Here is an 18,858-nt window from a genome sequence, read left to right on the forward strand (position 1 = left end):
AAGACGAGCAAGCACCACGTAAAGAAGATGAGCAAGTGCAAGGCCAAGAAAATAAGCTAGCACCACGCAAAGAAGATGAGCAAGTGCTTGATGAGACTGGTGCCGAATCTAAAGATGACGAGTACCATATTCCTTTGAGATTTTGGTTTCTCTTGGTGTTGGTAATTGTTTGGGTTTATAGATTGTTTTTAGCTAACAAATAGAAAAGAGAATAAATGAGAATTGCAGATTATAGCGTGACTAAGGCAGTGCTGGAGCGTCACGGTTTTACCTTTAAAAAGTCCTTCGGGCAAAATTTCCTGACGGATACCAATATTCTTCAAAAGATCGTGGATACAGCTGAAATTGACGATCAGGTTAATGTCATTGAAATTGGGCCAGGAATTGGTGCTTTGACGGAGTTTTTGGCTGAGCGTGCCGCTGAAGTTATGGCCTTTGAGATTGACCACCGTTTGGTGCCAATTCTAGCGGATACCCTACGTGATTTTGACAATGTTACCGTAGTCAACGAGGACATTCTCAAAGTGGATTTGGCGCAGCATATTCAGAATTTCAAAAATCCTGACCTGCCCATTAAGGTGGTAGCCAACTTGCCTTACTACATTACGACGCCTATTCTCATGTACTTGATTGAAAGTGGCATTCCTTTTAGCGAGTTTGTGGTTATGATGCAGAAAGAAGTCGCGGACCGTATCTCCGCACAGCCTAATACCAAAGCTTATGGTAGTTTGTCTATTGCTGTGCAGTATTATATGACAGCTAAGGATGCCTTCATCGTGCCTCGTACGGTCTTTGTGCCAGCCCCAAACGTGGACTCAGCCATTTTAAAAATGGTGCGTCGTCCAGAGCCTGCTGTAGCAGTGAAAGATGAGAACTTCTTCTTTAAGGTTTCCAAGGCTAGTTTTACCCATCGTCGCAAGACCTTATGGAACAACTTAACAGGCTACTTTGGGAAAACTGATGAAGTCAAGGATAAGCTGACCAAGGCTTTGGACCAGGCAGGCTTATCTCCATCTGTGCGTGGGGAAGCTCTCAGTTTGGAAGAGTTTGCCAGTCTGGCAGATGCGCTTAAAGGACAAGGACTCTAAGATGCAGGGACAAATCATTAAAGCCTTGGCGGGCTTCTATTATGTGGAGAGTGATGGTCAAGTTTACCAGACACGCGCGCGTGGGAATTTCCGTAAAAAAGGCCATACACCTTATGTCGGAGACTGGGTAGACTTTTCTGCCGAGGAAAATTCCGAAGGTTATATCCTCAAGATTCATGAACGGAAAAACAGTCTCGTCCGTCCGCCTATTGTCAATATTGACCAAGCCGTGGTGATCATGTCCGTCAAGGAACCTGATTTTAACAGCAATTTGCTGGATCGGTTCTTGGTTCTTTTAGAACACAAGGGTATCCATCCTATCGTTTATATTTCTAAAATGGATTTGCTAGAAGATAAGAGAGAACTCGATTTTTACCAGCAGACCTATGGAGCTATTGGTTACGATTTTGTGACCAGTAAAGAGGAACTCCTGCCTTTGTTGACAGGAAAAGTGACGGTCTTTATGGGGCAGACAGGTGTTGGAAAATCAACCCTCCTCAATAAAATCGCACCAGATCTCAATCTTGAAACAGGAGAAATCTCAGACAGTCTGGGTCGCGGTCGTCATACCACTCGAGCTGTTAGTTTTTACAACCTCAATGGGGGTAAAATCGCGGACACACCAGGCTTTTCATCACTGGATTATGAAGTGTCAACGGCTGAAGACCTCAATCAGGCCTTTCCAGAGATTGTCAGTGTCAGTCGAGACTGTAAATTCCGTACTTGTACCCATACCCATGAACCGTCCTGTGCGGTCAAGCCAGCTGTCGAAAAGGGTATCATTGCAACCTTCCGTTTTGACAACTACCTGCAATTTCTCAGTGAGATTGAAAATCGCAGAGAAACCTATAAAAAAGTCAGCAAAAAAATTCCAAAATAAGGAGAAACCTATGTCTCAATACAAGATTGCTCCGTCAATTCTGGCAGCAGATTATGCCAACTTTGAACGTGAAATCAAACGCCTAGAAGCAACTGGGGCAGAGTATGCCCATATCGATATCATGGATGGTCACTTTGTACCGCAAATCAGTTTTGGTGCAGGTGTGGTCGAAGCTCTTCGTCCTCATAGCAAGATGGTCTTTGACTGCCACTTGATGGTAGCTAATCCTGAGCATCATCTAGAAGACTTTGCGCGCGCAGGAGCGGATATCATCAGTATCCATGTAGAAGCAACACCTCATATTCATGGCGCCCTCCAAAAAATTCGTTCGCTCGGTGTCAAACCTTCGGTTGTCATCAATCCTGGTACACCTGTTGAGGCGATTAAGCATGTCCTTCACCTAGTTGACCAAGTCTTGGTCATGACAGTGAATCCTGGATTTGGTGGGCAAGCTTTTCTGCCTGAAACTATGGATAAGATTCGTGAGTTGGTTGCCCTTCGTCACGAAAAAGGTTTGAGCTTTGAGATTGAAGTCGATGGCGGTATTGATGACCAGACCATTGCTCAGGCCAAAGAAGCTGGAGCAACCGTTTTTGTAGCAGGATCCTATGTCTTTAAGGGAGATGTCAATGAACGAGTGCAAACTCTCAGAAAACAACTGGACTAGGGTTGCTGTTTTTGCCGGCGGAGATCGCGGTCATTATCGGACGGATTTTGATTGCTTTGTCGGTGTGGATCGCGGTTCGCTCTGGGTCTTGGAAGAAGATCTGCCTCTCACTCTAGCAGTTGGAGATTTTGATTCGGTAACCGCAGCCGAACGTCAGTTGATTCAAAAACGTGCCCAGCATTTTGTTCAAGCTCAGCCAGAAAAAGATGATACGGATCTGGAACTAGCACTTTTAACGATTTTTGAAAAAAATCCTCAGGCCCAGGTAACTATTTTCGGTGCTTTGGGTGGTCGTATTGACCATATGCTGGCTAATGTTTTTCTGCCTAGCAATCCCAAGTTGGCACCCTATATGCGTCAGATAGCGATTGAGGATGGGCAAAACTTGATTGCATATTGTCCAGAAGGGACCAGTCAACTAGAGTCCCGTTCAGACTACGATTATCTAGCCTTTATGCCAGTTCGGGATAGCCAGCTGACTATTCTTGGTGCCAAGTACGAATTGACAGAGGAGAATTTTTTCTTTAAAAAAGTATACACTTCTAACGAATATATAGATAGGGAAGTTTCGGTAACTTGCCCAGATGGCTATGTCGTCGTGTTGCATAGCAAGGACAGGAGGTAGGATGGAGACTGTATTATTACTATTATTAATTGCCAACCTAGTTGGACTCTTTCTCATTTGGCAAAGACAGGATAAGCAAGACAAGTACCTAGCCAAGAGTTTGGAGGATCAAGCAGACAATCTTTCAGATCAACTGGATTATCGCTTTGACCAAACCAGACAAGCCAGTCAGTTAGACCAAAAGGACTTGGAAGTGGCTGTCAGCGACCGTTTGCAAGAGGTGCGAATGGAGTTGCACCAAGGGCTGACGCAAGTTAGACAGGAGATGAACGAGAATCTCATTCAAACTAGGGACAAGACCGACCAACGTCTCCAAGCCCTGCAGGAATCAAATGAACAACGCTTGGAGCAAATGCGCCAGACGGTCGAGGAAAAGTTGGAAAAGACCTTACAGACGCGCTTGCAGGCTTCCTTCGAGACAGTTTCCAAGCAACTGGAGTCGGTCAACCGAGGTTTGGGAGAAATGCAGACAGTTGCCCGCGATGTTGGTGCTCTCAACAAGGTTCTCTCTGGAACCAAGACGCGAGGAATTCTGGGAGAATTGCAACTGGGGCAAATCATTGAAGACATCATGACACCAGCCCAGTACGAACGAGAATTTGCAACTGTTGAAAACTCTAGTGAGCGAGTAGAGTACGCCATCAAGTTACCTGGCCAAGGCGATCAGGAATATGTCTATTTGCCGATTGACTCCAAGTTTCCACTGGCGGATTATTACCGTTTGGAAGAAGCCTATGAAGCAGGCGATAAGGACGAAATCGAACGTTGTCGCAAGTCACTCCTAGCTAGCATCAAGCGCTTTGCCAAGGATATCAAGAGCAAGTACGTAGCGCCACCGCGGACGACCAATTTTGGAGTCTTGTTTGTTCCGACAGAAGGACTTTACTCAGAGATTGTTCGCAATCCGGTCTTCTTTGATGATTTGAGACGGGAGGAGCAGATTATTGTCGCGGGTCCAAGTACCCTATCAGCCCTGCTCAATTCCCTATCAGTTGGCTTCAAGACTCTCAATATCCAGAAGAGTGCTGACCATATCAGCAAGACCCTAGCTAGTGTCAAGACCGAGTTTGGCAAGTTCGGAGGCATTCTGGTCAAGGCGCAAAAGCATCTCCAACATGCCTCTGGCAATATTGATGAATTATTAAACCGTCGTACCACAGCTATTGAGCGGACGCTCCGTCACATTGAGTTATCAGAAGGTGAGCCTGCGCTTGATCTACTCCATTTCCAAGAAGATGAGGAAGAATATGAAGATTAGTCACATGAAAAAAGATGAGCTGTTTGAAGGGTTTTACCTGATCAAGTCAGCTGACCTGAGACAGACGCGTGCTGGGAAAAATTACCTAGCCTTTACCTTCCAAGACGATAGTGGCGAGATTGAAGGAAAACTATGGGATGCCCAACCTCATAACGTTGAGGCCTTTACTGCAGGGAAAGTCGTCCACATGCAGGGACGTCGAGAAGTTTATAACAACACTCCTCAAGTCAATCAAATCACGCTTCGTTTACCTCAACCTGGGGAACCCAATGATCCAGCTGACTTCAAGGTCAAGTCACCAGTTGATGTCAAGGAAATCCGTGACTACATGTCACAAATGATTTTCAAGATTGAAAATCCTGTCTGGCAGCGTATCGTTCGTAGTCTCTACACCAAGTACGATAAGGAATTCTACTCCTATCCAGCTGCCAAGACCAACCACCATGCCTTTGAGACGGGTTTGGCCTATCATACGGCGACCATGGTGCGCTTGGCAGATGCCATCAGTGAGATTTATCCTCAGCTCAACAAGAGCCTCCTCTATGCGGGAATTATGTTGCATGACTTGGCCAAGGTTATTGAGTTGACGGGACCAGACCAGACGGAGTACACAGTACGAGGCAATCTCCTTGGACATATTGCTCTCATCGATAGTGAAATTACTAAGACAGTCATGGAACTAGGCATCGATGATACTAGAGAAGAAGTGGTGTTACTGCGCCATGTCATCCTCAGTCATCATGGCTTGCTAGAGTATGGAAGTCCAGTCCGTCCACGCATTATGGAGGCAGAGATTATCCATATGATTGATAATCTAGATGCCAGCATGATGATGATGTCAACGGCTCTAGCTTTGGTGGACAAAGGAGAGATGACCAATAAAATCTTCGCTATGGACAATCGTTCCTTCTATAAACCAGATTTAGATTAATAATTTAAGAAAAACGAGCATTTTTTACGCAATAATGTTCGTTTTTTTATGTGAATGTGGTATAATGGATAAAATATCAAAATTAAATGGAATGGTAAATAAAAATGAAATTAAGAAGAAGTGATCGGATGGTTGTCATTTCCAACTATTTGATTAATAATCCATACAAACTAACAAGTCTCAATACCTTTGCAGAAAAGTACGAATCTGCTAAATCATCGATTTCAGAGGACATCGTGATTATCAAGCGTGCCTTTGAGGAAATCGAAATCGGTCATATTCAGACTGTGACTGGAGCAGGTGGCGGCGTTATCTTTACACCATCAATCTCGAGTCATGAAGCCAAAGAAATGATCGCAGACTTGCGTGACAAACTTTCAGAAAGCGATCGTATCTTGCCAGGTGGCTACATCTACCTGTCTGATTTGCTTAGTACGCCTGCCATTTTAAAAAATATTGGGCGTATCATTGCCAAGAGCTTTATGGACCAAAAAATCGATGCCGTTATGACAGTAGCGACTAAAGGTGTGCCACTCGCAAATGCAGTTGCCAATGTCCTCAACGTTCCATTTGTCATTGTGCGCCGTGACTTGAAAATTACCGAAGGTTCAACGGTCAGCGTCAACTATGTTTCAGGTTCCAGCGGTGACCGCATTGAGAAAATGTTCCTTTCAAAACGCAGTCTCAAGGCAGGCAGTCGTGTCTTGATCGTGGATGATTTCTTGAAAGGCGGTGGAACTGTCAACGGGATGATTAGTCTTTTGCGTGAGTTCGATTCTGAACTAGCTGGTGTCGCAGTCTTTGCAGACAATGCCCAAGAAGAACGTGAAAAGCAGTTTGATTACAAGTCACTCTTGAAAGTAACCAATATTGATGTTAAGAACCAATCCATCGATGTTGAGATTGGAAATATCTTTGACGAAGACAAATAAGAGATAGAACTAAAGGTTGGAACGATTGTCCCAGCCTTTCTTTGCAAACAGAATAGAAGGATGCTTATGAAAACACCATTTATCAGCCGTGAAGATTTAGAAACGATTGTTTCCGAATTCCCAACACCCTTTCACTTGTATGATGAGAAGGGGATTCGTGAAAAAGCAAGAGCAGTCAACCAGGCCTTTTCTTGGAATAAGGGTTTTAAGGAATATTTTGCCGTCAAGGCCACTCCAACTCCAGCCATCTTGAAAATCCTCCAAGAGGAAGGTTGTGGTGTGGACTGTTCTAGTTATGTAGAGCTCTTGATGAGCCATAAACTGGATTTTCCCGGTTCTGAGATTATGTTCTCTTCAAACAATACGCCAGACCAAGAGTACGCTTATGCGCGTGAATTGGGCGCAACCATTAACTTGGATGCCTTTGAAGACATTGAACATCTGGAGCGAGCGGCAGGCATTCCAGAAACCATCTCTTGTCGTTACAATCCTGGAGGAGTTTTTGAGCTAGGGACAGACATCATGGACAATCCTGGAGAAGCCAAGTTTGGGATGACCAAGGACCAGCTTTTTGAAGCCTTTGCCATCTTGAAGGAAAAAGGAGCCAAGACATTTGGGATTCACTCTTTCCTAGCATCCAATACCGTGACCCATCTCTACTACCCAGAGTTGGCGCGTCAGCTTTTTGAATTGGCTGTTGAAATCAAGGAAAAGTTGGGCATTTCACTAGACTTTATCAATCTTTCCGGCGGTATTGGTGTCAACTATCGCCCAGACCAGGAGCCAAATGATATCGCTGTGATTGGTGAGGGAGTTCGTAAGGTTTATGAGGAAGTCCTTACGCCAGCAGGTCTTGGTCAGGTTAAGATTTTCACAGAATTAGGCCGTTTTATGTTGGCACCTCATGGATCTCTCGTCACAAGAGTCACTCATAAGAAAAAAACCTATCGTACCTATCTGGGCGTGGACGCCTCAGCAGTCAACCTCATGCGCCCAGCCATGTATGGAGCCTACCACCATATCAGCAATCTGACCCATCCAGATGGACCAGTTGAGGTGGTAGATGTGGTTGGTTCACTCTGTGAAAACAATGATAAATTTGCAGTGAACCGCGAACTACCTTATACAGAAATCGGTGATTTGCTGGTGATTCATGATACAGGTGCACATGGATTCTCCATGGGTTACCAGTACAATGCCAAACTACGCTCGGCAGAAATCCTCTATACCGAAGAAAGCAAAGCCCGCCAAATCCGCCGTGCAGAGCGCCCTGAGGACTATTTCGCAACCTTGTATGGTTTTGATTTTGAATCGGATCATTAAAAGAAATTGAAAATGAAAGTGAAAAACAGATTGCTTTCTAAAAAATAGACAAAAAAACCTTGTTTTTCACCTTACTCGTGATATAATAAAACTATAAAACGGTTTCAAGGAAGGTGACGATATGTCTGAAGAAACAATTGACTATGGACAAGTGACAGGAATGGTGCATTCGACAGAGAGTTTTGGGGCGGTAGATGGCCCTGGGATTCGGTTTATTGTCTTTTTGCAGGGCTGTCACATGCGTTGCCAGTACTGTCATAACCCTGATACATGGGCTATGGAGACCAATAAATCACGCGAACGGACAGTAGACGATGTCTTGACAGAAGCCCTTCGCTACCGTGGTTTCTGGGGAGACAAGGGAGGAATCACTGTTAGTGGAGGAGAAGCTCTCTTACAGATTGATTTCCTAATTGCTCTCTTTACCAAGGCCAAGGAAAAAGGAATCCACTGTACCTTGGATACCTGTGCCCTTCCGTTCCGTAATAAACCACGTTATCTCGAAAAGTTTAATAAACTCATGGCGGTGACAGACTTGGTTCTTCTGGATATCAAGGAAATCAACGAAGAACAGCATAAGATTGTCACAAGCCAAACCAATAAAAATATCTTGGCCTGTGCCCAGTACCTATCAGATATCGGGAAGCCTGTTTGGATTCGCCATGTGCTGGTTCCGGGATTGACAGACAGAGATGATGACTTGATCGAACTCGGAAAATTCGTCAAAACCCTCAAAAACGTTGACAAGTTTGAAATCCTACCTTATCATACGATGGGAGAATTCAAGTGGCGTGAACTAGGAATTCCTTATTCGCTTGAAGGGGTCAAACCTCCAACAGCAGACCGTGTCAAGAATGCCAAGAAATTGATGGATACAGAAAGTTACCAAGACTACATGAAACGTGTTCATGGATAAAAAGAAGCCTGATGGAGACATCGGGCTTTTGTGATGCATAAAAAGCCTAGCCTTTCAGCTAAGCTTTTTTCTTATTTTCTAGAATGTTGTTTTCCAGCATTGCGTTTTTTATGTTTCTTATTGGTCATGATCGCAGTTGCTTGGTTTGGAGTGACATCTTTGCGTCCTCCTCCAGTTGAAAATGAACTTGCTTTTGGGGGATTTTTGGCAAATTCTTCACGAACTTTTTTGCGGAGTTTTGGACGGACAACATAGTTAACGATGAACTGTTGAAGAATCATCATGAAACCACCGACAACCCAGTAAAGCGTCACACTGGCTGGTGCGAAGAGGGAGAAGACGACAATCATGAGTGGACTCACGTAAATCATTCTTTTTAGTTGATCTCTTTGCATCTCGTCTTCTACCCCATGAAGTGAGAGGAGTGATTGGAGATAGTAGAGGATACCAGCGAAAGCGACAAGGAGCAGACTTGGTGAACCAAGATCGATACCCAAGAAGGTAGAGCTAGCTACTCCATCAGTGTATTGGGCTGCAAAGTAGATAGCAGAGAAGAAAGGCATTTGAATGAGGATAGGGAAACATCCTACTCCACCGAACATGCTGATGCCGTGTTCTTTCTGAGCTGCAAAGAGAGCTTGTTGCGCTTCTAGTTTTTCTTCTTGAGTTGTTGCCTCTTTGAGACGTGTTTGATGTGGTTCGAGGACGTGTTTGAGGGCATTCATCTTTTCAGAGTGAAGTGTTGCCTTCCATGATTGGTAGATACCAAGTGGCAAGATAATCAAGCGCACGATAATGGTTACGATAATGATAGCCACACCAAAGCCTAGACCTTTATCAGTAGCGAAGTATTTGATGGCTTCAGCCATAGGTGCTCCGATAGTATTCCAAATTAATCCTGTGGGTTGTCCTGTTGCTTTGTCTACTTGGACACAGCCTGACAAGACGAGTAGCATAGCCACTCCCATAGCAGAGAGGGCAAAACGTTTAATAGATTTCAATGTTTTCATTCCTTCTTTAAAAATTATACCTTTCTATTCTACTGTTTTTTTGTAAAATATACAATAGTTCTAGAGACCTAATTTGCGACTTTGAAGTCCGAATAGGATGAAAAGTTGCTCATTTGTACATCTAGATAGGTAACTTTTGAAAAAGGTGTCGGACCTTTTCGGATTTCTTGGATAAATTTTGCCATAGTTGCAGAGGAGTCTGCCTGAGCAAGAATTTCCACTGTGCCATCGTCATTATTCCAGACACGACCAGTGATGCCACCGATTTCAAGAGCTAAAGTATAAACACCCCAGCGAAAACCAACACCCTGCACCCTGCCTTGGGCAATCATTCTAACCTTTTGCATACCAAACCCCTTTGATTGTGTTATAATATTTCTATGACTATTATAACCTCAAAAGCCAATTCTGTGGTAAAAAATGCCAAGAAATTACATCAAAAAAAATATCGAAAGTCTACTTATTTGATTGAGGGCTGGCACTTGTTTGAAGAAGCTGTTCAAGCAGGAGTGACGATTGAGAAGATTTTTGCCCTAGAAAGTTACCGAGATCAGCTAGCGGCTTTTCCACAAACAGTCTGGGTTTCAGAGGAGATTTTGCTGGATTTAGCAGATATGCAAACTCCTCAAGGGATTGTTGCAGTGATTCAAAAAGAAGAAGTGGGTATGCCCGATCTCCATCAGGGCAAGTTTCTATTTTTAGAAGATGTCCAAGATCCAGGTAATGTGGGTACCATGATTCGGACGGCGGATGCGGCAGGTTTTACAGGAGTCATTGTTTCAGACAAGTCAGCAGATATCTACAGTCTTAAGACCCTGCGTTCCATGCAAGGAAGTCATTTTCACTTGCCCATCTATCGTATGCCTCTTGCTACCTTTGTAGAGGAGGCAAAGAAGAGCAATTTGCCCATTCTGGCAACGACCTTATCAAGAGAGTCAAAGGATTATCGTGAGCTTTCTTCACTAGAGAACTTTGTTTTAGTCATGGGAAATGAAGGACAGGGGATTAGTTCTGTCATGGCTGAGAGTGCTGATCAGCTGGTTCATATTGGCATGAAAGGTCGAGCAGAGAGTCTCAACGTGGCAGTTGCAGCAGGAATATTGATGTTTTATTTCAGCTAATTTATAAAATCTTTGTTATAATCAAGACATATTTATAGAAAAAGGAGAATCAGAATGAATCAAACGATTATTCAAGAACGTTCAGGTCTCAATCAATTTTACGCTAAGGTTTATGCCTTTGTGGGACTTGGGATTGGTCTATCAGCTCTCGTGTCAGCTTTGATGTTGACAGTCTTTCAGTCCCAATTGGTCTACTTTTTAATGCATGGCCGTCTCTGGTTGATGATTGCAACTTTTGCAGAACTTGCTCTAGTCTTTGTTGCAAGTGGCATGGCTGCAAAAAATAGCCCAGTAGCTCTTCCAGTATTTTTAGTTTATTCTGTTTTAAATGGTTTTACCCTTAGCTTTGTCGTAGCCTTCTATACACCTGGGACCGTCTTATCAGCCTTTGTATCCAGCGCCCTTCTCTTCTTTGTCATGGCGGCAATCGGAACTTTCACCAAGAAAGATTTGAGTGGAATGGGCCGAGCTTTGATGGCGGCGCTCGTTGGTCTTATCATTGCCATGGTTGTGAATCTATTTTTAGCCAATAGTTTCTTTGACTACATGATTAGTATTGCCATGGTCTTGGTCTTCTCAGGTTTGATTGCTTGGGACAACCAAAAGATTCGCTATGTTTATGAGCAGTCACGAGGGCAAGTAGCGACAGGTTGGGTCATTTCAATGGCTCTCAGTATCTATCTAGACTTTATCAACCTCTTCCTTAGCATCTTACGAATCTTTGGTCGAAACGATTAATGAATAACAGAGTCAGTGTTCAAAAGAGCACTGACTTTTTCTTATTTACTCTTTTCTTTTCTTGGAAATAGGTGTATAATGCTTTTAACTAATTTTTGAGGAGCCGTTTATGAAGAAAAGTTTTATTCATCAACAAGAAGAAATTTCCTTTGTGAAGAACACTTTTACCCAGTATTTGAAAGATAAGTTAGAAGTTGTTGAAGTTCAAGGTCCTATCTTGAGTAAGGTCGGGGATGGGATGCAGGACAACCTGTCCGGTGTTGAAAATCCAGTATCTGTCAAGGTTTTGCAGATTCCAGATGAAACCTATGAAGTCGTTCACTCACTTGCCAAGTGGAAACGCCACACCTTGGCTCGTTTTGGTTTCGGTGAAGGTGAAGGGCTTTTTGTTCACATGAAGGCCCTTCGTCCGGACGAAGATTCGCTCGATGCGACCCACTCAGTTTATGTGGACCAGTGGGACTGGGAGAAGGTTATCCCAAATGGTCAACGCAATATCGCTTATCTCAAAGAAACCGTTGAGAAGATTTACAAGGCTATTCGTCTAACAGAGCTAGCCGTAGAAGCCCGCTACGATATCGAATCCATCTTGCCAAAACAAATCACCTTTATCCATACAGAAGAGTTGGTGGAACGCTATCCAGATCTAACACCGAAAGAGCGTGAAAATGCGATCTGTAAAGAGTTTGGTGCAGTCTTCTTGATTGGTATCGGTGGCGAGTTGCCTGACGGCAAACCTCATGACGGCCGCGCACCTGACTACGATGACTGGACAACAGAGTCTGAAAATGGCTACAAGGGGTTGAATGGCGATATTCTCGTTTGGAACGAATCTCTTGGTTGTGCCTTTGAACTTTCATCAATGGGGATTCGGGTAGATGAGGATACCCTTCGTCGCCAAGTGGCTCTTACAGGAGACGAAGATCGTCTTGAGCTGGAATGGCATAAAGCTCTGCTTGACGGCCTTTTCCCACTGACAATTGGTGGAGGTATCGGACAGTCTCGGATGGCCATGTTCCTTCTGCGTAAGAAACACATCGGAGAGGTTCAGACCAGTGTCTGGCCTCAAGAAGTTCGCGATACGTACGAAAATATTTTGTAGAGAATCGAACCGCAAGGTTCGGTTTTCTTTCTCTTTTTACCTATAATTTGGTATAATAAACGGTATGAAAATCGTATCAGGAATCTACGGAGGGCGCCCCCTCAAGACGCTAGAAGGCAAGACGACGAGACCAACATCAGATAAGGTTCGTGGAGCTATCTTTAACATGATAGGTCCCTATTTTGAGGGCGGTCGTGTCTTGGATCTCTATGCTGGCAGTGGTGGTTTATCTATTGAAGCTGTGTCAAGAGGGATGTCCCATGCTGTCTTGGTGGAATGGGATAGAAGGGCACAAGCTATCGTCGCTGCAAATATCCAAATGACCAAGGAAGTTTCCAAATTTCAGCTCTTAAAGATGGAGGCTGAACGGGCCTTGGAGCAGGTGACAGGTCCCTTTGACCTGGTCTTTTTAGACCCTCCCTATGCCAAGGAACAAATCGTTGTAGATATCGAGAAAATGGCAGAAAGAAACCTTTTCTCCGAAGAGGTCATGGTTGTCTGCGAAACCGATAAGTCTGTAGAACTTCCAGAAGAAATTGCCTGCCTCGGCATCTGGAAGGAAAAAATATATGGGATTAGTAAGGTGACAGTCTATGTCAGATAAAATTGGATTATTTACAGGTTCATTTGATCCGATGACAAATGGACATCTGGATATCATTGAACGAGCCAGCAAACTCTTTGATAAGCTCTATGTCGGGGTGTTCTACAATCCCCACAAACAAGGCTTTCTCCCTGTTGAAAACCGCAAACGAGCAGTCGAAAAAGCGGTGGCGCATTTAGATAATGTAGAGGTGCTGGCTTCTCATGACCAACTAGTCGTTGATGTTGCAAGAAGACTGGGTGCTAAGACCCTTGTCCGTGGCTTGCGAAATGCCACCGACTTGCAATACGAGTCTAGTTTTGATTACTACAATCATCAACTGGCTCCAGAAATCGAAACCATTTACCTATATAGCCGCCCAGAGCATCTTTATATTAGCTCTTCGGCCGTGAGAGAACTTCTGAAGTTTGGTCAGGAGATTCAGCAATATGTCCCAAACAGTGTTGTGGAGGAATTAGAACATGAAGAAAAAAACTAGATGGCCCTTATATGTCATCCTAGCACTAGTATTGACTTTTTTAGCCTTTGTAGTACCTTTACCATACTACATAGAAGTTCCAGGTGGAGCGGAAGATATTCGTCGCGTTTTGAAAGTCAATGAAACAGAAGACACAGAAGCAGGAGCTTACCAGTTTGTGACAGTTGGGATTCGACATGCAACCCTGTCGCATCTTGTCTATGCTTGGTTAACACCTTTCACGGATATTAGAAGTGCCAAGGAGACTACAGGTGGCTCTACGGATGCCGAATTTATGCGGATCAATCAGTTCTACATGCAAACTTCTCAAAACATGGCCAAGTATCAAGGATTGAAGACGGCTGGAAAAGATATTGAACTCAAGTATCTGGGAGTCTATGTCTTGACCGTGACGGACAATTCAACTTTTAAGGGCATTCTGAACATTGCAGATACCGTGACGGCTGTTAATGACAAAATGTTTGACAGTTCAAAAGACTTGGTCGATTATGTTAATTCTCAACAATTAGGGGATACGGTCAAGGTAACCTATGAAGAAGACGGAAAAGTCAAGTCTGCAGAAGGTAAAATTATCACTCTCGAAAACGGGAAAAACGGTATTGGGATTGGTTTGATTGACCGTACGGAAGTGACCAGTGACGTTCCAATTCGCTTTTCAACAGCTGGTATTGGTGGGCCAAGCGCCGGTCTCATGTTTAGTCTCGCTATTTACACCCAGATAGCAGATCCAGAACTTCGTAATGGCCGCATCGTTGCGGGAACGGGAACTATTGATCGCGATGGAAATGTTGGCGACATCGGTGGAATTGACAAAAAAGTGCTTGCAGCCTCTCGTCAGGGAGCCAACATCTTTTTTGCTCCTGACAATTCAGTCACCGAGGAAGCAAAAAAAGCAGATCCCAATGCGAAAAGCAACTATGAAACAGCCTTAGAAGCTGCTAAAACGATCAAAACAGAGATGAAAATCGTTCCCGTTAAGACATTGCAGGATGCAATTGATTACCTTAAAAACAATCCCTAATTCGTAGAAAAATTGAAAACTAGCGCGCAAGCGGATAAGATGGTATAATAGTCAAATGATTCAATTATTATTCACTCTAAGTAGTCATATACTCTTTATTTATTTGAGTTTTTACCTTTTGAAGGATCTTGTGAGATGGGAAAAGGTTTTAAAAGTGACCGCTACTAACACAAAAAAAGTTCGTTTGTTGGTAGGCTTCTTTAGTATTGTGATGGGCTACATCTTGAGTTCATTCTTTATCGGTTTGTACCAACTGTGGCAAGAAGCACTTAGAGGACTATTATAAAATCAAAAGTAAAGGAAACAACTATGGAAAAAATTGTGGTTCAAGACGGAGATAATCGTCTGGTCGGGAGTGTGACGATCGAGGGAGCAAAGAATGCAGTCTTGCCCTTGTTGGCAGCGACTATTCTAGCAAGCAAGGGGAAGACAGTCTTGCAGAACGTCCCAATCTTGTCAGATGTTTTCACTATGAATCAAGTGGTTCGAGGTCTGAATGCCAAGGTGGACTTTGATGAGGAAGCTCATGTTGTTGAGGTTGATGCGACTGGTGATATAACGGAGGAAGCTCCATACAAGTATGTCAGCAAGATGCGTGCATCCATCGTTGTCTTGGGACCGATCCTTGCTCGTGTAGGCCATGCCAAAGTTTCTATGCCAGGAGGGTGCACTATCGGGAGTCGTCCAATCGACCTCCACCTCAAAGGTTTGGAAGCTATGGGGGCAAAGATAACCCAGACAGCTGGTTACATCGAAGCCAAGGCAGAACGCCTGCATGGCGCTCATATCTACATGGACTTCTCTAGTGTCGGCGCAACACAAAACCTCATGATGGCGGCAACTCTAGCTGACGGTGTGACAGTGATAGAAAATGCTGCGCGTGAGCCGGAAATTGTTGACCTCGCTATTCTCCTTAATGAGATGGGAGCTAAGGTCAAGGGAGCTGGTACCGAAACCATCACAGTGACTGGTGTTGAGGAACTCCATGGAACAACTCATAATGTGGTACAGGATCGTATCGAAGCAGGAACCTTTATGGTGGCGGCAGCTATGACTGGTGGAGATGTCCTCGTTCGTGATGCAGTCTGGGAACACAATCGCCCCTTGATTTCAAAACTACTTGAAATGGGCGTTGAAGTGACAGAGGAGTCAGAAGGAATCCGTGTTCGTTCTCAACTTGAAAATCTCAAGGCTGTTCATGTAAAAACTTTACCACACCCAGGATTTCCAACAGATATGCAGGCACAATTTACAGCTCTGATGACAGTCGCAAAAGGGGAATCCACCATGGTGGAAACGGTGTTTGAGAATCGCTTCCAACACTTGGAAGAAATGCGCCGTATGGGCTTGCATTCAGAGATTATCCGTGACACGGCTCGTATTGTTGGGGGACAGGCTTTACAGGGGGCAGAAGTTTTATCAACGGACCTTCGCGCTAGTGTTGCTTTGATTTTGACAGGTCTGGTGGCGCAGGGAGAAACAGTTGTCGGTAAATTAGTCCACCTTGATAGAGGTTACTACCGTTTCCATGAGAAATTGGCTCAGCTAGGAGCGAAGATTCAGCGAATCGAGGCAAATGATGAAGAAGAATAAAAACTTACGCTATGTACTCCGTCGCTTACTATTGATTTTTATCGCACTATTGCTAGGCTTTCTGGCTTTAGGAATCGGCTTGATGGTTGGCTATGGCATCCTAGGAAAGGGACAGGATCCATGGGCAATCTTGTCTCCAGCAAAGTGGCAGGAATTGATGAGCAAATTTACAGGAAATTAGACTGGGAGACCAGTCTTTTTCTAAAGAAATAAGGAGAAAAATGGACAAAAAAACAAGACAAGCTCTGATAGGGTTACTTCTATTCTTACTCTTGGCTGCTGGAAGCTACTACATCAAGCAGATGCAGACAATGCCAAACACCCCTAGAACCAAGGTTAGTCAGAAAAAACAAGCTTCAGAAGCTCCCAGTCAGGAGCTTGCTGAAAGTGTCTTAACTGAGTCAATCAAAAACCAAATCAAGGGTAATCTCGAGTGGAATGGAGCAGGGGCCTTCATTGTCAATGGCAATAAAACCAATCTAGATGCCAAGGTTTCTAGCAAACCCTATGCGGATAATAAAACAAAGACAGTGGGAAAAGAAACAGTTCCAACTGTTGCCAATGCCATCTTATCCAAAGCGACTCGGCAGTATAAGAATCGTGAAGAAACAGGCAACGGCTCAACCTCTTGGACGCCACCAGGATGGCATCAGGTTAAGAATCTAAAGGGAGCTTACACGCATGCTGTAGATAGAGGGCACCTGCTGGGCTATGCCTTGATAGGAGGTCTGGATGATTTTGATGCCTCTACCAGCAATCCCAAGAACATTGCAGTCCAGACAGCTTGGGCAAACCAAGCGCAGGCTGAGGATTCGACGGGTCAGAACTACTATGAGAGTTTGGTCAGAAAAGCCTTGGACCAAAACAAGAGGGTCCGTTATCGGGTGACACTCCACTATGCGACAAATGAGGACCTAGTTCCATCCGCTTCACAAATCGAAGCCAAGTCTTCAGATGGCGAATTGGAATTCAATGTCCTAATCCCCAATGTTCAAAAGGGAATCCGGCTTGATTACCAAACGGGTCAAGTAACAGTGACGGACTAGAAACAATAGATACTATAAAAACAGCTCCGTTGTCTTCTAGAGGCAGGGGAGTTGTTCTTTAAATGAAAAATAATGTGAATCCTGATCAATTTTATGATATAATGGAACACAAGATACTATTTTAGGAGAAGGACTATGGAAGACCCGAGCAGTCAGAATTTGTTGCTACAGTTTGTATTGTTATTTATCTTGACCTTGTTAAATGCTTTTTTCTCAGCCACTGAAATGGCGATGGTGTCACTAAACCGTTCCCGAGTGGAGCAAAAGGCAGAAGAGGGAGACAAACGTTACGTTCGTTTGTTAAAGGTACTTGAAAATCCTAACCACTTTTTATCAACAATTCAAGTTGGTATTACGTTAATTACCATCTTGTCAGGGGCTAGTTTAGCAGAAACGCTAGGACGCGAAATTGCATCTTGGATAGGAAATAGTGAAACAGCTTACGCTATTGCAAGTTTTCTATCTTTAGCGTTTTTGACCTATATTTCTATTGTTTTTGGGGAACTCTATCCCAAGAGAATCGCTCTAAATCTGAAAGATAACTTGGCCATCCGAACCGCACCAGTCATTATTGGCTTGGGGAAAATTGTCAGCCCCTTTGTTTGGCTTCTGTCGGCTTCAACTAATCTATTGAGCCGTGTGACGCCAATGACCTTTGATGATGCTGATGAAAAGATGACACGTGATGAAATAGAGTACATGCTCACCAATAGTGAAGAAACACTGGATGCAGATGAGATTGAAATGCTACAGGGAATCTTTTCTCTAGATGAACTGATGGCTCGTGAGCTAATGGTGCCTCGTACAGATGCCTTTATGGTAGATATTCAGGATGACAGTCAAACGATTATCCAAAGTATTCTAAAGCAAAATTTCTCACGTATCCCTGTTTACGATGGGGATAAGGACAATGTGATTGGTTTGATTCATACCAAGCGTTTGCTAAACGCTGCCTATGCAGATGGCTTTGAAAATATTGTCTGGAAACGCATCCTCCAAACACCACTATTTGTGCCTGAGACCATCTTTGTGGACGACCTCCTTAAAGAGCTTAGAAATACCCAAAATCAAATGGCCATCTTACTAGACGAATACGGTGGTATGGCTGGTTTGGTAACTCTGGAAGACCTCTTAGAAGAAATCGTCGGTGAGATCGATGATGAGACAGATAGGGCAGAAATCGAAGTCCATCAAATCGGTGAGGACAGCTATATTGCACAGGGAACCATGAATCTTAACGACTTCAATGACTACTTTGGTGTCGAACTAGAAAGCGATGATGTGGATACCATCGCCGGTTATTATTTGACGGGTGTTGGTACGATTCCAACTACTGAAAAAATCAGTTATGAACTGGTCAGTCAAAACAAACAAATTGTCCTGACCAATGATAAGGTGAAAAATGGACGTGTTACCAAGGTAAAAGTTCAAATCACAGAACTAGAACCTGAAGAAGAAACAGAATAAAGCGGCTCTATGTCAACTGTAGTGGGTGACCTATAACTAAGCACGAGAGGAGACGAAG

At 43.9% G+C, this 18,858-nt stretch carries 22 protein-coding genes and 1 pseudogene; 21 read left to right on the forward strand and 2 right to left on the reverse strand.

All coding sequences use genetic code 11. From position 1 onward, the window contains the following. From Q4A91_RS05930 to pflA, 10 genes and pseudogenes are all read left to right on the forward strand, one after another. Window positions 1–203 (forward strand): annotated as a pseudogene (locus Q4A91_RS05930) (dimethyladenosine transferase); the annotation flags it as partial. A gap of 12 nt (window positions 204–215) precedes the next feature. Beyond that, entirely contained in the window at window positions 216–1,088 is an 873-nt protein-coding gene (rsmA, locus tag Q4A91_RS05935; protein WP_303210340.1) for a 16S rRNA (adenine(1518)-N(6)/adenine(1519)-N(6))-dimethyltransferase RsmA, read from the forward strand. Between the two features lies 1 nt (window position 1,089). Continuing rightward, on the forward strand, window positions 1,090–1,968 hold the full coding sequence (gene rsgA, locus Q4A91_RS05940) for a ribosome small subunit-dependent GTPase A (protein ID WP_303210367.1): 879 nt from the start codon (window positions 1,090–1,092) through the stop codon (window positions 1,966–1,968). A gap of 10 nt (window positions 1,969–1,978) precedes the next feature. After that, window positions 1,979–2,635: a ribulose-phosphate 3-epimerase gene (rpe, locus tag Q4A91_RS05945; RefSeq protein WP_303210341.1), complete on the forward strand. Its 657-nt coding sequence runs from the start codon at window positions 1,979–1,981 to the stop codon at window positions 2,633–2,635. Next, on the forward strand, window positions 2,598–3,260 hold the full coding sequence (locus tag Q4A91_RS05950) for a thiamine diphosphokinase (RefSeq protein WP_303210342.1): 663 nt from the start codon (window positions 2,598–2,600) through the stop codon (window positions 3,258–3,260). Before rpe ends, Q4A91_RS05950 begins: the two co-directional genes overlap by 38 nt. A 1-nt stretch (window position 3,261) precedes the next feature. Continuing rightward, window positions 3,262–4,518: a DNA recombination protein RmuC gene (gene rmuC, locus Q4A91_RS05955; protein WP_303210344.1), complete on the forward strand. Its 1,257-nt coding sequence runs from the start codon at window positions 3,262–3,264 to the stop codon at window positions 4,516–4,518. Then, window positions 4,508–5,449: a 3'-5' exoribonuclease YhaM family protein gene (locus Q4A91_RS05960; RefSeq protein WP_000703210.1), complete on the forward strand. Its 942-nt coding sequence runs from the start codon at window positions 4,508–4,510 to the stop codon at window positions 5,447–5,449. Before rmuC ends, Q4A91_RS05960 begins: the two co-directional genes overlap by 11 nt. Before the next feature lie 104 nt (window positions 5,450–5,553). Beyond that, window positions 5,554–6,381: a pur operon repressor gene (gene purR, locus Q4A91_RS05965; RefSeq protein WP_002874197.1), complete on the forward strand. Its 828-nt coding sequence runs from the start codon at window positions 5,554–5,556 to the stop codon at window positions 6,379–6,381. Window positions 6,382–6,447: 66 nt separating this feature from the next. Continuing rightward, window positions 6,448–7,704 carry a diaminopimelate decarboxylase gene (locus tag Q4A91_RS05970; protein ID WP_303210347.1) on the forward strand — a complete coding sequence of 419 codons (1,257 nt, stop codon included), beginning with the start codon at window positions 6,448–6,450 and terminating at the stop codon, window positions 7,702–7,704. Window positions 7,705–7,825: 121 nt separating this feature from the next. Then, a complete protein-coding gene (gene pflA / locus Q4A91_RS05975) occupies window positions 7,826–8,620 on the forward strand; it encodes a pyruvate formate-lyase-activating protein (RefSeq protein ID WP_247918062.1) in 795 nt (264 codons plus the stop codon). A gap of 71 nt (window positions 8,621–8,691) precedes the next feature. Here pflA and yidC read toward each other — a convergent pair whose 3' ends face one another. Further along, window positions 8,692–9,621, reverse strand: a complete 930-nt coding sequence (gene yidC / locus Q4A91_RS05980) for a membrane protein insertase YidC (RefSeq protein ID WP_303210368.1) — start codon at window positions 9,619–9,621, stop codon at window positions 8,692–8,694. A 77-nt stretch (window positions 9,622–9,698) separates the two neighbouring features. Then, entirely contained in the window at window positions 9,699–9,977 is a 279-nt protein-coding gene (locus Q4A91_RS05985; RefSeq protein ID WP_001174620.1) for an acylphosphatase, read from the reverse strand. A gap of 33 nt (window positions 9,978–10,010) precedes the next feature. Here Q4A91_RS05985 and Q4A91_RS05990 point away from each other — a divergent pair, with 33 nt between their 5' ends. The 11 genes from Q4A91_RS05990 to Q4A91_RS06040 all read left to right on the forward strand — a co-directional run bounded on the left by Q4A91_RS05990 (window position 10,011) and on the right by Q4A91_RS06040 (window position 18,800). Further along, window positions 10,011–10,751, forward strand: a complete 741-nt coding sequence (locus tag Q4A91_RS05990) for an RNA methyltransferase (RefSeq protein ID WP_303210348.1) — start codon at window positions 10,011–10,013, stop codon at window positions 10,749–10,751. A 54-nt stretch (window positions 10,752–10,805) separates the two neighbouring features. Then, window positions 10,806–11,489, forward strand: a complete 684-nt coding sequence (locus Q4A91_RS05995; RefSeq protein WP_303210349.1) for a Bax inhibitor-1/YccA family protein — start codon at window positions 10,806–10,808, stop codon at window positions 11,487–11,489. Between the two features lie 109 nt (window positions 11,490–11,598). Beyond that, window positions 11,599–12,591: an aspartate--ammonia ligase gene (asnA, locus tag Q4A91_RS06000; RefSeq protein WP_303210351.1), complete on the forward strand. Its 993-nt coding sequence runs from the start codon at window positions 11,599–11,601 to the stop codon at window positions 12,589–12,591. Between the two features lie 64 nt (window positions 12,592–12,655). Then, entirely contained in the window at window positions 12,656–13,195 is a 540-nt protein-coding gene (gene rsmD / locus Q4A91_RS06005; RefSeq protein ID WP_303210352.1) for a 16S rRNA (guanine(966)-N(2))-methyltransferase RsmD, read from the forward strand. Beyond that, a complete protein-coding gene (gene coaD, locus Q4A91_RS06010) occupies window positions 13,185–13,673 on the forward strand; it encodes a pantetheine-phosphate adenylyltransferase (protein WP_084872220.1) in 489 nt (162 codons plus the stop codon). The genes rsmD and coaD overlap by 11 nt, the downstream gene beginning before the upstream one ends. Further along, window positions 13,657–14,694 carry a SepM family pheromone-processing serine protease gene (locus tag Q4A91_RS06015; RefSeq protein ID WP_303210355.1) on the forward strand — a complete coding sequence of 346 codons (1,038 nt, stop codon included), beginning with the start codon at window positions 13,657–13,659 and terminating at the stop codon, window positions 14,692–14,694. Before coaD ends, Q4A91_RS06015 begins: the two co-directional genes overlap by 17 nt. A 55-nt stretch (window positions 14,695–14,749) precedes the next feature. Then, entirely contained in the window at window positions 14,750–14,980 is a 231-nt protein-coding gene (locus Q4A91_RS06020; RefSeq protein WP_303210357.1) for a DUF1146 family protein, read from the forward strand. 23 nt (window positions 14,981–15,003) lie between these two features. Further along, a complete protein-coding gene (gene murA, locus Q4A91_RS06025; RefSeq protein ID WP_303210358.1) occupies window positions 15,004–16,287 on the forward strand; it encodes a UDP-N-acetylglucosamine 1-carboxyvinyltransferase in 1,284 nt (427 codons plus the stop codon). Next, a complete protein-coding gene (locus Q4A91_RS06030) occupies window positions 16,274–16,468 on the forward strand; it encodes a DNA-directed RNA polymerase subunit beta (RefSeq protein ID WP_303210359.1) in 195 nt (64 codons plus the stop codon). Before murA ends, Q4A91_RS06030 begins: the two co-directional genes overlap by 14 nt. A gap of 40 nt (window positions 16,469–16,508) precedes the next feature. Then, window positions 16,509–17,333, forward strand: a complete 825-nt coding sequence (locus Q4A91_RS06035) for a DNA/RNA non-specific endonuclease (protein WP_303210361.1) — start codon at window positions 16,509–16,511, stop codon at window positions 17,331–17,333. A gap of 135 nt (window positions 17,334–17,468) precedes the next feature. Next, window positions 17,469–18,800: a hemolysin family protein gene (locus Q4A91_RS06040; RefSeq protein WP_303210362.1), complete on the forward strand. Its 1,332-nt coding sequence runs from the start codon at window positions 17,469–17,471 to the stop codon at window positions 18,798–18,800. The last annotated feature ends 58 nt before the right edge of the window (window positions 18,801–18,858 follow it).

This window comes from Streptococcus sp., from assembly GCF_030528045.1.
In the GTDB taxonomy this organism is placed as follows: Bacteria; Bacillota; Bacilli; order Lactobacillales; family Streptococcaceae; genus Streptococcus.